Origin of the sequence: Rubrivirga sp. S365 (genome assembly GCF_032248475.1) — a bacterium.
GTDB classification, from domain to species: Bacteria; Bacteroidota; Rhodothermia; order Rhodothermales; family Rubricoccaceae; genus Rubrivirga; species Rubrivirga litoralis.
In genome coordinates this window covers 2,501,207-2,513,560 of record NZ_JAVTTN010000001.1, presented here as the reverse complement: position 1 = coordinate 2,513,560, position 12,354 = coordinate 2,501,207, and the positions used below count along the sequence as shown (strand labels likewise).

The 12,354-nt window shown below is 71.1% G+C and carries 11 protein-coding genes; 5 read left to right on the top strand and 6 right to left on the bottom strand.

From position 1 onward, the window contains the following. The first annotated feature begins 242 nt into the window (after positions 1-242). The 5 genes from RQM47_RS10940 (at position 243) to miaA (ending at position 5,233) form a co-directional block, all read left to right on the top strand. Complete coding sequence (locus RQM47_RS10940) at positions 243-545, top strand: hypothetical protein (protein WP_311664772.1); 303 nt, start codon at positions 243-245, stop codon at positions 543-545. Positions 546-673: 128 nt separating this feature from the next. Continuing rightward, positions 674-1,630 carry a tyrosine-type recombinase/integrase gene (locus tag RQM47_RS10935; RefSeq protein WP_311664774.1) on the top strand — a complete coding sequence of 319 codons (957 nt, stop codon included), beginning with the start codon at positions 674-676 and terminating at the stop codon, positions 1,628-1,630. Positions 1,631-1,636: 6 nt separating this feature from the next. Further along, positions 1,637-3,160: an NAD(P)/FAD-dependent oxidoreductase gene (locus RQM47_RS10930; RefSeq protein ID WP_314008966.1), complete on the top strand. Its 1,524-nt coding sequence runs from the start codon at positions 1,637-1,639 to the stop codon at positions 3,158-3,160. 7 nt (positions 3,161-3,167) lie between these two features. Then, on the top strand, positions 3,168-4,274 hold the full coding sequence (gene moeB, locus RQM47_RS10925; protein ID WP_314008964.1) for a molybdopterin-synthase adenylyltransferase MoeB: 1,107 nt from the start codon (positions 3,168-3,170) through the stop codon (positions 4,272-4,274). A 26-nt stretch (positions 4,275-4,300) separates the two neighbouring features. Further along, positions 4,301-5,233 carry a tRNA (adenosine(37)-N6)-dimethylallyltransferase MiaA gene (gene miaA / locus RQM47_RS10920; RefSeq protein ID WP_314008962.1) on the top strand — a complete coding sequence of 311 codons (933 nt, stop codon included), beginning with the start codon at positions 4,301-4,303 and terminating at the stop codon, positions 5,231-5,233. On the opposite strand, the gene RQM47_RS10915 is transcribed toward miaA, so the two are convergent. The 6 genes from RQM47_RS10915 to guaB all read right to left on the bottom strand — a co-directional run bounded on the left by RQM47_RS10915 (position 5,188) and on the right by guaB (position 12,298). Continuing rightward, entirely contained in the window at positions 5,188-7,020 is a 1,833-nt protein-coding gene (locus tag RQM47_RS10915; RefSeq protein ID WP_311664782.1) for a class I SAM-dependent methyltransferase, read from the bottom strand. The genes miaA and RQM47_RS10915 overlap by 46 nt on opposite strands. Then, positions 7,017-7,406 carry an ATP-binding protein gene (locus RQM47_RS10910; RefSeq protein WP_314008960.1) on the bottom strand — a complete coding sequence of 130 codons (390 nt, stop codon included), beginning with the start codon at positions 7,404-7,406 and terminating at the stop codon, positions 7,017-7,019. Before RQM47_RS10910 ends, RQM47_RS10915 begins: the two co-directional genes overlap by 4 nt. Then, positions 7,384-8,268 carry a glycosyltransferase family 2 protein gene (locus RQM47_RS10905; protein WP_311664786.1) on the bottom strand — a complete coding sequence of 295 codons (885 nt, stop codon included), beginning with the start codon at positions 8,266-8,268 and terminating at the stop codon, positions 7,384-7,386. The genes RQM47_RS10910 and RQM47_RS10905 overlap by 23 nt, the downstream gene beginning before the upstream one ends. Next, positions 8,265-9,485 (bottom strand): glycosyltransferase family 4 protein, encoded by a 1,221-nt coding sequence (locus RQM47_RS10900; RefSeq protein ID WP_314008958.1) that lies wholly within the window; start codon positions 9,483-9,485, stop codon positions 8,265-8,267. The genes RQM47_RS10905 and RQM47_RS10900 overlap by 4 nt, the downstream gene beginning before the upstream one ends. A 162-nt stretch (positions 9,486-9,647) precedes the next feature. Next, positions 9,648-10,835 carry an aminopeptidase P family protein gene (locus RQM47_RS10895; protein WP_314008956.1) on the bottom strand — a complete coding sequence of 396 codons (1,188 nt, stop codon included), beginning with the start codon at positions 10,833-10,835 and terminating at the stop codon, positions 9,648-9,650. Next, positions 10,832-12,298 carry an IMP dehydrogenase gene (gene guaB, locus RQM47_RS10890; protein WP_311664792.1) on the bottom strand — a complete coding sequence of 489 codons (1,467 nt, stop codon included), beginning with the start codon at positions 12,296-12,298 and terminating at the stop codon, positions 10,832-10,834. The genes RQM47_RS10895 and guaB overlap by 4 nt, the downstream gene beginning before the upstream one ends. Positions 12,299-12,354: the final 56 nt, after the last annotated feature.

Sequence of the window (12,354 nt, the reverse complement as noted above, 5' to 3'; positions counted from 1 at the left end):
TGTGCGGCTTGGAGGCGAGCATCTCCGGCAGGACCCAGCCGCCGCGGTAGGGTTCCACACGGGCGGGGCGCTGATGCCCTCGGAATAGTCCCGGCAGCGATTTGAGTCCGTTATTGGTGTATGGAATAACACCACCCACACGGTTCATCAAAGGCACTGAATATCCGCACGCCGCGCGTATAGCCGGCTGTATCTATGGCCGCCGGATCGACGAATCCGCCTGCCCATCTACCCCAACACCCATGAGAATCTACTTGACCTCTGCCTTTGCGGCAGCGCTCCTCATCGGAGCCCCTTTGACCTTCACCGGCTGCGAAACCGAGACTCAGCGCGAGGTAGAATCTGACGGCGACGTCGACTACGATACAGAGCTCGGCGTAGACGAGGCGGCCGTCGACGAGATCCAGACCGACGCCGAAGTCATCGGGAACGAGGTCGAGGAAGGCGCGCGCGAAGTGGGCGACAACATCGAGGACGCGGCCCAAGACGCCGGCGACGCGATCGACCGTAACGTGGACCTCGGCGAGAACGCAGAGAACCAGTAGCCGACAACAGGCTCGGCATCTGTCCGGGCGGGGTGGCCTGAGACCGCCCCGCCCGGACGTCGTTTTGCGGAGCGGGGCGGCTCATACGAGGCTATACTTACGATAACAGTCCTTATCGCACGCATACCATGAACCTCCCCGCCCACCCGTCAGGCGACCACCCCGCCCGCCCGCTCGGCGCCGCATTCTCGGAGCAGTCCGACCTCGTCCCGCTCTACCTGCTTCGGTTCGACCGCGACAACACGCGGCGGGCCTATGGGCTCGACCTGGAGCACTTCTTCGGGACCGGGACGGTCACGCTCCAGATGGCGCGCACCGTCTCGTTTACGCACGTGAACGAGTTCGTGGCACGCCTGGAAGCCGACGGACTCAGCCCAGCGACGATCCGCCGCCGGCTCGCAGCGGTCCGCGGCTTTTTCAGTTGGCTCGTGGCCCTTGGGCTCTTGTCGCTGAACCCGGCCGACCGCCAACTCGTGCGCCGGGTGACGCCGGACCGTCCCCAAGACCGGGTGCTGACGGTCCTGACAAAGGACGAATCCGTCCGCCTGCTGTCTGGGATCGACCTCGACACCGAGACGGGACCTCGGAACCACGCTCTGGTGTCCACGCTTCTGCACTGCGTCCTTCGCCGCTCAGAGGCGGCGGCAATGGACTTCGAGCACATCGTCCGCGCGAGACCGTACTGGGTGCTGCGTCTGCCCCGTGCCAAGGGCGGGGCGAACCAGACGGTCAAGATTCCCGAGCATGTTGTCGAGTCAATTGAATCACTCAAAGACACGTACGGGTATCGCTCGGGAGCAATCTGGAGATCCTTGAGCCGGAACCGCTCCCGCGGGCAGCGCCTCTCGACGACATCGGTTTACATGATCGTCAATCGAGCGGCAAAGGACGCAGGCATATCAGGAACGGTAGGCGCACATACTCTTCGCCACACAGGCTGCACGATGGCGATTGAGAACGGCGCGTCTATTCAGCAAGTCCAGATCCACGCCCGGCACAAGAACGTCGAGACGACCATGCGGTACGTTCACCAGCGTGACCGGCTCGCCAACAGCGCGGCCGACTTTATTGACCTGACCCCCTAGCGACGCGTGGACTACGACCTCATCGTCATCGGCGCCGGCCACAACGCGCTCATCTCGGCCGCCTACGTCGCCCAGGCCGGGTACCGCGTCGGCGTGTTCGAGCGGCGCGACGTGGTGGGCGGGGCGGTCTCGACTGTCGAGCACGTCCCGGGCTACCAGTTTGACCTGGGTGGGTCAGCCCACATCCTGATCCGCCTCACGCCGATCGTCGAGGAGCTCGGGCTCGAACGCTACGGGCTGGAGTACCTGGAGCTCGACCCGCTGTTTTTCGCCCCGTACCAAGATGGCGCCTCCGTCACGATCTACCGGGACGTGGACCAGACGGCCCAAGGGCTCGAGCGGCAGTTTCCCGGCGAGGGCGAGGCGTACAAGGCATTCGTGGACACCTGGGCGCCGTTCTCGCGCACGGTCAAGGACGTGTTTCTCTCCACGCCCAGCCCGTTCGAGTTGGGCAAGACGTTCGCCTTCGGGGACTCGGCCGCCATCGACTGGCAGAACGCCCTCGGCACGATTCTCCGGCCCTACGGCGAGGTCGTCGACCAGTTTTTTACCCACGAGAAGGTCAAAACGCCCCTCGTGTGGATGGCCGCGCAGAGCGGTCCGCCGCCGACCGAGCCCCTCAGCGCCCCCTTCCTCCTCTGGCACCCGCTCTACCACGAGAGCGGGGTGGCGCGCCCCCGCGGCGGTTCGGGCGGTCTCACGAAGGCCCTCCGCCAGCACATCGAGGCGCACGGCGGCGACGTGTTCACGAGCGCCCCCGTCGACCGGGTCGTCGTCTCGGGCGGGGCGGTCCAGGGCGTCGAAGTAAAGGGCGAGGTGTACACCGCGACCAGCGTCCTTTCGGGCACGCACATCCTGGAGACGCTCGACCGCCTGCTGCCCCGCGCAGACCGCCCCGCCCAGGCCGACCAGATGCGGGTGGGAAACGGGTTCGGAGCGATCCTCCGCCTGGCCCTCGACAAGCCGCTGGAGTACGCGGCGGCACCCGGACTCGAATCGAGAACCGGCCTCCAACTTGTCTGTGAAAACAGGCAGCAAATCAGCGACGCCTACGCCGACTACCTCAAGGGCCGCCCCGCCCAGGATCCGCCCATCGTCGGCATGAGCTTCTCGGCCGTCGACGACACGCTCGCCCCGCCGGGCGGGGAGGTCCTGTGGCTCTGGGCGCAGTACTTCCCGTACGAGCTCTCCGGCGGCCGATCCTGGGACGACATCGGCGACGAGGTGGCCGAGTCCATCCTCGACACGTTCGAGGTATACGCGCCGGGCACGAAGGCGTCCGTCGTGGGCAGCCTGTTCCAGCACCCCCTGTGGCTGGAGCGCGAGCTCGGCCTGTTCCGCGGTAACGTGATGCACCTCGAGATGAGCCTGGACCAGATGTTCACCCTCCGCCCCGCCCTCGGGATGAGCGAGTACAAGGGGCCGGTGGACGGCCTGTTCCTGACGGGCGCGAGCACGCACCCGGGCGGGGGAATCATGGGCGCCTCGGGACGGAACGCGGCGCGTGTCGTTCTCAAGCACCTGTCCTAACGGTCCTGTGGAGATCCAAACGTCTGCCCGCTACCACCGCCAGGTCCTCTTGCCAGAGGTCGGTCTGAAGGGGCAAGAGCGCCTCGGTGCCGCCTCGGTTCTGATTGTGGGCGCGGGCGGGTTGGGCACGCCGGCCGCCACCTACCTCGCTGCCGCCGGCGTAGGCCGGCTCGGCCTCATCGACTTCGACCGCGTCGACGAGACGAACCTCCACCGCCAGGTCCTCTACACACCCGAGGACGTCGGCGAGGCCAAGGTCGACGTGATCGCGCAGCGACTGACGGCTCAGAACCCCGAGGTCGAGGTCGTCCGCCACGCGTCCCGTCTCGACGCCAGCAACGCACTAGACCTCGTCGGCGCCTACGACCTCGTGCTCGACGGCACGGACACCTTCACCACGCGCTACCTCGTCAACGACGCGTCGGTCCTCACGGGGACGCCGAACGTGTTCGCCTCGATCAGCCGGTTTGACGGGCAGGCGTCGGTGTTCGGGGCGCCGGGCGGCCCCTGCTACCGCTGCTTGTTTCCCGCCCCGCCCCCAGCGGGTCTCGTCCCGAACTGCGCCGAGGGCGGGGTGCTCGGCGTCCTTCCAGGCCTCTTGGGGACGATTCAAGCGACCGAGGCGCTCAAGCTGTTGCTCGGCATCGGGGACCCGCTCGTCGGGCGCCTCCTCCTGGTCGACGCCCTGAATATGGTGTTCCGCGAGCTCCGCGTGGACCCGGACCCGGCCTGCCCCGTTTGCGGTGATCACCCGACACTCACTCACCTTACCCCGACCCAACCGATGGCGTCCGTTCCTGAGACCACCGTCCGTGACCTGAAAACCCGCATCGACGCGGGCGACCGCCCGTTCATCCTCGACGTCCGCGAGGCGGACGAGTACGAGGGCGCAAACATCGGCGGCGCGCTCATCCCCCTCGGCGAGCTCCCCGACCGCATCGACGAGATCCGCGAGCACCAGAACGAGGACGTCGTCGTGCACTGCCGCTCGGGCGGTCGCTCCGCCAAAGCCGTCGAGTACCTCCGCGCCAACGGCTTCCCGAACGCCGTCAACCTCAAGGGCGGCATCCACGCCTGGAGCGACGAGGTCGACCCGTCGCTGCCCAAGGTGTAACCCCGCGCCACCCCGCCCGCAGGAGCGTGGCTGATGTCCCCGCCCCGGTTCTCGTCCTGACCGGCCCGACGGCCGTCGGGAAGTCCACGCTCGCGCTCGACGTGGCGGAGCACGTAGGTGCCGAGATCGTGTCGGCCGACAGCCGGCAGATCTACCGTGGCCTCGACGTGGGGACAGCCTCGCCGACGGCGGTCGACGTGCAACGGGTAAGGCACCATCTGGTGGACGTCTTAGAACCTCCCGAGCCGTATTCGGCGGGACGGTTTTTGAGTTGGTGTGGACGAGCAATAACAGAAACACAGAGCCGAGGGGCGCCCGTCCTCGTCATCGGAGGCTCGACCCTGTATATCCACGCCGTCGTCCGAGGCATTGCCGACCTCCCGACTGTCAGTGAAGGGCTCGACCAGACCCTCCAAATCAAGGCCCGCACGCCCGAGGGGCGGGGCGGCCTCTACGACGAACTCCGCCGCGCCGACCCCGAGAGCGCGGCGACTCTGGACCCCACCAAGAGTCAGCGTCTCGTGCGCCTCGTGGGATTGCTCCGGGAGACCGGACGTGCCCCCTCAGCCTTGTGGCGAGAACAGGAGCGCCCACCCCTCCCGCACCGTCTCGTCGTCCTCGACCGCCCGCGGTCCGAGTTGTACGCGAGGATCGACGCGCGTGTCGACCGGATGCTGACCGACGGGCTCATCGAGGAGACCCAGCGCGTCCTCTCACACAACCCTAGCGCGCGAGCCCTTCTGGACGCGACGATCGGCTACCGAGAGGTCCTGGCCCTGCTCGACGGGACTATTGACCGGGACGAGGCGGTCCGCCTCATCAAGCGCAACTCGCGGCGCTACGCGAAGCGCCAGCTCACGTGGTTCCGGCGCTACGAGGAGGCCCAGTGGCTCGACGCCCGAACGGCCACCGTTCAGGACGTGCTAGACGCCGCCGCCCCGTGGCCGTCGAGCACGTAGAGCGCCTGGGGATGAAGCCCTGCGAACGTCCGGGTGCGGCGCACTGCGACCCCTTCCTCGCGGAGCACGGACCGCCATTCCGCATCCGATCGGATGTCCAGCGGCTCTTCGTCGATAGCTGCCCCCGAGCGGAGCCGGTTGGCGAGGCGGTCGGCCCGCTCCAACCACGCCTTCTGCCAGGGCGCCGTCCAGACGGTCTCCAGCACCAGGACCACCCCGCCCGTTACGCGGACCGCTTCGCGGAGCACGGCGGCCGGGTCCGCGCTGTGGTGGAGGACGAACACGACAACGGTGAGGTCGAACTGGCCTGACGCGTACGGGAGCGTCTGCCCATCGTAGAGGTCCACCCGGCGGGAGCCGCTCCCGAAGTGGACCACGTCGGCAGCCGTGACCGCGACGCCGAGGTCCGCCGCGAGCGCATCGCCGACGTAGCCCTCGCCGGCGCCAAGGTCGAGCACGCGGGCGCCCGGCCGGAGCACCGGGACGTACGGCCGAAGACGCCTCCACTTACCCCACGCACGATACCGCATCAGAGCCTCCAGACGATCAAAGGAGAAGAGAACGACCGCCCCGCCCCACCCCGCCCAGACAGCGGAGGTGTAGGCTGGGGGCCAGACGTAGACCAGGTAGGTAGCGGATGTAACTGCACTCAGCCACAGGTACGATTTTCTGGACAGCAATAACGGCAAAACAAACAAGCCTGGGAGCAGGTGCCACGGGTGCAGCGTGGTTGACGTGAGTGTGAACCCCATGACGAGGGCGGCGACTGCCCATCGGGTTCGCGTCACGCTGCGGTTTTGTGTCGCCACCACCCACCCCGCCCACACGACGCCAGCCACCCCCAGGAGGCGGGCGGCGACGAGGCCCGGCTCTGATGTGCTGTGATAAAGGGCTCCCTTGAGGAGGAGGTACGGGGCTGAGTAGAAGTCGAACGTGCCCATGTAGAGCCGGAGCGACTCGGTAGCGTGACGGGCGGCCTCAGCGCTCGTGTAGGGCAGCGCGAGCACCACCGCTACCGCCAGAGCGGAAACCGTCCCGCGCCACCCGACGCGCTGCACGACCACCGCACCGAGCGCGAACGGGTACAGTTTGACCCACCCCGCCGCCGCGACGGCCGCCCCAGCCAGGGCGGGGTGGCGCGCAACGTCCCACAGCAGCACGCCCAGCGCGCCGACGAGCAAACCCTCGGTGTGCCCCTGCCCCGCCACCTCGATGACCGCCAGCGGGTGCCACGCGTAGAGCGCCGCCGCCCGTGCCCCGACCACGCGGATCAAACACACCACGCCCACCATCTCCGCCGCGACGATGAGCGCCTTCAGCACCCACCACGACGCGCGCCACCCCGCCCCATACACGGCGCCCGCGGCCGCGAACACGGCCTGCGACAGCGGCGGGTACACCGAGAAGTAGTCGGGCGAGTTCATCCGCCGGTACGCCGCGTCCTCGTGGTGGTGCGCGAGGGCGGGGTCCGACGGGCGGAAGCGGTACGGCGAGGTCCCCTCCCCCACCTGCACCATGCCGTCCCACAAGTAGCGGTACCCGTCGTCGGAGAGCGCTGGGTTGAGGGGGAATACGGCTGCCCGTAATGCAAAAGATATTGCAATAACGGCAAAAGGTGACGGCCGCCACGTCCGCAGCGTCCACCCCGCCCACAGCACGCCGGCGAGTGCGCAGGCCACGAACGCCAGCCGCCACCCCGCCCCGGCCGACGGCGGCCGCGCCGTTACCAGCACGCCGAGCGACCACGCGGCGCCCCCCGCGAGCTGGAGCCACCGCTGCGCCGTCACGCCCGCCCCGACCGCACGAACCGGAGCACCACAGCGCCCTCGGCCACACGGACCTCGTTGGCGACCGTCTTCATGATGTAGAGGCCCCGGCCTCCCTCCGCGAGTTTGTCGGCGGGGAGGGCGGCCGCGTCCAAGAGCGACGGGTTGGGGCCGTCGCCCCCGTCGGTCACCTCCAGCGTCAGGGCCTCGGGGGCTGACGCGAAGCGCACGTGGATCCTCCCCCCCACTGGACCGTGCTCCACGGCGTTGCCCACCGCCTCGCTCACCGCGAGCACCGCCCGCGTCACGTCGGCGACCGGCCACCCCGCCCGTGCGGCCTCCGCCTCGACAAACTCCGCGGCGCGGGCGACGGCCTCGGCACGGTCAGGGAGTCGAATCTCGGGCACCGTGGAAACCGGCCAGGAGGGCGTGCCCGAGAAGGTAGCGCACCGCCCGGACCTGCACGGACTCGGGGAGCCGCCGGAGCGCGCGCCGGAGCACGAGCGGGGCGGGGCGGCGCGCGAGCGCGCGGAGCAGGCGGGAGTGCGCCGCCCCGCCCACGCCCGCGAGGTCGAGCGCACCGGGACACTGCGCCTCGAGGGCGGGGAGGGCCGCGCCGAACGACCGGGCGTTCGCAAGCGCCTCGGCCAGTCCGCCGACGCCGAACAGGTCGACCTCCAGGTCCGCCAGGCGGAGGCCGTCGGGGTGGCGAGCGGCGAGCGCGCAGGCCAGCGCGAAGTCCTCGCCGTAGGCTACACTCTCGTCGAACCCGCCGGCCGCGACGAGGGCAGGGCGGCGGACGGCGCACACGCAGGTGATCAAAAACCGCCACGGGACCGACCGCCCCGCCCGCTCCGGCGACGGGCCGCGCCGCGCGTGCGCGAGGTAGACCTGGTACGGGTCGCCTGCGTCGGTGAGGGCGGGGCGGACGCGCCCGACCGAGGCGGCACCGTCCGCGGCGGCGGCCAGGTGGCGCGCGGCGTCTGGGGGCGGGACCACGTCGGCGTCGAGGAAGACGAGCACGTCGCCCGTCGTCTCGCGCACGCCCCGGTTCCGGGCCGCGCCGCGGCCGGTGTTCCGCCCCTGACGGACGAGGCGGGCGCGAGGCTCCGCCGCGACCAGACGGTTGATCGTCGCGGCCGAGCCGTCCGTCGAGCCGTCGTCCACCCACACCCACTCCCCCACCCCGCCCAGCGCGAGCACGGCCGGGACCGTCCGGGCGAGCAGGTCGCCGCCGTTGTAGACCGGGACGACGACGGAGACGCTCATCGGCCGACCGCACCCCGGAGGATCGCCTCGAAGCGTTCGGTCGAGTCCGCCCACGAAAAGCGCGCGACGTCCTCGACACCAGCCCGCGCGATATCAACGCGGCGGGACGTGTGGCGCAGGAGGTCGGCCGCCTCGCGGGCCAGCCCGGCCGCGTCGCCGACGGGGACCTGCCGCATCGACCGCCCCGCCCGCAAAAACTCCGAGACGCCGCGGCTGTCGGTCGCCACGACGGCGCACCCGCACGCGGCCGCCTCCATCGGGACCAGCCCCCACCCCTCGACGCGCGACGTGTGGAGGCACACGGCGGCCCGGTTGTACAGCGCGCGGAGGGCGGGGCGGGGCGGGCGCACGTGGAGGTCGACCCACTCCGGCAGGCGGTGGCGGGGCGGGCGGGCGGAGACGACGTCGGCGCCGACGCCGGGCACGAGGTCGCGGAGCACGCCGAGCGCCTCGACCAGCACGTCCGGCCCCTTGACCGGCAGCCGGTGGTACAGGGCGACGACACGCGGCGCGCGCTCCGCGAGCGGGACGTCGAGCCCGATGTCGGCCGGGTCGACCGCGTTGGGGACGACGCCCACGACCGGCGCCCCGTGCGCGCGGACCTCGTCGGCGATCCACCCCGCCACGGCCACGTTCGAGAGCCCCAGATGCCACGTCGCCTCGGCGCGGGGGCTCAGGTGGCGCTCGTCGTGCTGGAGAAAGTAGAGGCCGACCGCCCCGCCCTCGGCGCGGGTCGTCTCCCCCGCCCCGCCCCACGTGCCGGGTTCTGGAGAAGACGGGGGACGGAGCGGGGCGACTTCGCTGGAAGCTGGGCGGGGCGGGGAGGCGACAGGCGGGGCGGGCCGGCGGGGCGGCGAGCGGGGCGGGGTGGTGAGGGCGGCGACCCAGGGGGCGGTTTGCCATCCCGTTGCAATAACGGCATCATGAGAGCGGACGTCGAGCGCGCCCGGCGACGCCGGCTCGACGGTCCGCACGCCGGCGGCCTCGTGGTAGGGCGCGTTGGCGACCCCGTGGAGCCGGTCGCGCGCCCAGACCGCCCCGCGCCGTGCGAGCCCGACCGCCCCGCCCGCGCTCCGCGGCGCGGCCACCGTCACCTCGTGCCCCCGCGCCGCGAGGCCGGCCGCGTGCCGGTACACGACGGCCGCCCCACCCATCGGGATGCGGACCGGCGCGGGGAGGACGAAGAGGAGGCGGAGGGGAGGTCTGGTCCTCGTCATGGGTCCTGTAGTCACTCGCTCAGGGTCGGAGCCCAACGACTTCTGGCTAGCGTCACGGGGCCTCCGCCGGGTTGGCTCTGGACGGTCGCGCCTTTCGTATCGCGTGCTCTCTCCTCAGGACACGAAACACGCCATACGAAATATGCAACGAGCGGCTTCCCCTCACACCACCAGCAAGTCTGTCGGGAGCGGCGTCAGGTTGTCCGCCCCGCCCTCGCGGAGCACGACGAGGTCCTCGATGCGGATGCCGAAGCGGTCCGGGAGGTAGACGCCCGGCTCGATCGTGACCGTCGCCCCGGCCGGCAGGCGGTGCTCGACCTGCTGCGACAGCCGCGGCCACTCGTGGACCTCGATCCCGACGCCGTGGCCCAGGCTGTGCGAGAACGCCTCGCCTAGCCCGTCCGCCTCGATCACGTCGCGGGCGACGGCGTCGAGCTCGCCGCCCGTCATGCCCGCCCGCGCCGCCGCGATCGCCGCGTGCTGCGCGCGCTCGACCGTCTCGTACGCCTCGCGCGCCGACGCGTGCGGCTCGCCGCCGACCGCGACCGTCCGCGTCAGGTCCGAGCAGTAGCCGTCGAGCACGCAGCCCATGTCGATCACCACGAGCTCGCCCGGCGAGATCGTCCGCGACGACGGCCGCGCGTGCGGGAGGGCGCCGCGCGGACCCGACGCCACGATGGGCTCGAACGACATGGCGCTCGCCCCGCGGCGCAGGTGCTGGTAGACGATCTCGGCCGCGATGTCGCGCTCGGCCACGCCCGGCCCCAGGAACGGGAGCACGGCGTCGAACACCTCGCACGTCAGCGCCTGCGCCCGCGCGACCGCCGCAATCGCCGCCTCGTCCTTGGCCGCGACCGCCTCGGAGAGCAGGTTCTTTACCGGCACGAACTCGACCGCGGGCAGTGCCTCCCGGTACGCGTCGAGCGCCGCGACCGTCAGGTGCTCGGCCTGCACGGCGACCCGCCCCGCCCCCTCCAAGAGACCGGCCTCAGCGACGTAGTCCACGAGCGGCCCCTCGGGCACGTGGACGTCGGCGCCCTCGACCTCGTCGTCCGCCTGCGCGCGGTAGCGGCCGTCCGTCACGAAGTGCGCCGCCTTGCCCGTGACCACGAGGAGCCCGTTCGAGCCCGTGAACCCGACGGCCCACCGGAGGTCCGGGGCGTGCGTGACGAGCGCGGCGTCGGCGCCCGCGGCGTCCGCCAGCGCGCGGACGAGGTCGAGCCGCCCCGCCCCCACAGACGGAGGCGCCGCCCCGCCCTCACGGTTTGCGCCTGCGGCGAGCGGGGTGGCGGGCGGTCCCAAATCGGGCGGGGCGGGCGGGGTGGCGAACGGGTCGGGCGGGGCGGTCACGAGCGCGTGGAGTAGTTGGGGGACTCGGACGTGATCGTTACGTCGTGCGGGTGGCTCTCGCGGAGCCCCGACGACGTGATGCGGACGAACTGCGCCCGCTCCTGGAGGTCGGCGACCGTCGGGCAGCCGCAGTAGCCCATGGCCGCGCGGAGCCCGCCGACCATCTGGTACGTCACCTCGCCCAGCGTGCCCTTGTACGGCACGCGGCCCTCGATGCCCTCGGGGACCAGCTTTTTGAGGTCGTCCTCGGCGTCCTGGAAGTAGCGGTCTTTGGACCCGGCCTGCATGGCGCCGAGCGAGCCCATCCCGCGGTAGTTCTTGTAGCGGCGGCCCTCGTAGAGGACCGTCTCGCCCGGGGCCTCCTCGACGCCCGCGAACAGGCCCCCGATCATGACCGTCGCGGCCCCGGCCGCGAGCGCCTTGGGGATGTCGCCGGTCTGCTTGACGCCGCCGTCGGCGATGATGGGGACGTCGTAGCGCTGGGCCGCCTCGGCGCACCGCAGCACGGCCGAGAACTGCGGCACGCCCACGCCCGCGACCACGCGCGTGGTGCAGATCGAGCCCGGCCCGATCCCCACCTTCACGGCGTCCGCGCCGGCCAGGATCAGGTCCTCGGTGCCCTCGGGCGTGGCCACGTTCCCGGCGACGACGTCGATCCCGTCGTGGTCCGACTTGACGCGCTCGACCATGCGGAGCACGCCCTCCGAATGCCCGTGGGCCGTGTCCACGACCACGAAGTCGACGCCGGCCTCGACGAGCGCCGCCACGCGGTCGTGCGTGTCCGGCGTCACGCCGACGGCGGCGCCGACGAGGAGGCGGCCGAACTCGTCCTTGGCCGCGTCGGGGTGCTTCTTCTTTTTCTGGATGTCCTTGAACGTGATGAGCCCGCGGAGCGTCCCGGCCTCGTCGGTCACGGGCAGCTTCTCGATCTTGTGCTCCTGGAGCGTCGCCTCGGCCTGCTCGAGCGTCGTGCCCTGGGGCGCCGTCACGAGGCCGTCGACCGTCATGACCGCGCTCAGCCGCACGTCGTTGTCGGGCTGGAACCGGAGGTCCCGGTTCGTCACGATGCCCACGAGCCGCCGCTCGTCGTCGACGACCGGGATGCCGCCGATGGAGTAGCGGGCCATCCGCTCGCGGGCGTCGCCGACTGTGTCGTCGGGCCGGAGGACGACGGGGTCCAGGATCATCCCGCTCTCCGACCGCTTCACGCGGCGCACCTCGCGGGCCTGGAGCTCGGCCGCCATGTTCTTGTGGAGCACGCCCACCCCGCCCTCGCGCGCGATCGCGATCGCGAAGCGGGACTCAGTGACGGTGTCCATCGCCGCCGACACGAGCGGCACGTTGAGCCGCAGGTTCCGCGTCAGCCGCGTCGACGTGTCGACCTCGCGCGGCATGACCTCGCTCCGGGCCGGGACCAGGAGGACGTCGTCGTAGGTGAGGCCCTCGAAGGCGATTTTTTGCATGGGGGAGGGATGTGGGACGGAGGGATAGAGGGATGAAGGCGGGGGGAGGGCGGGGT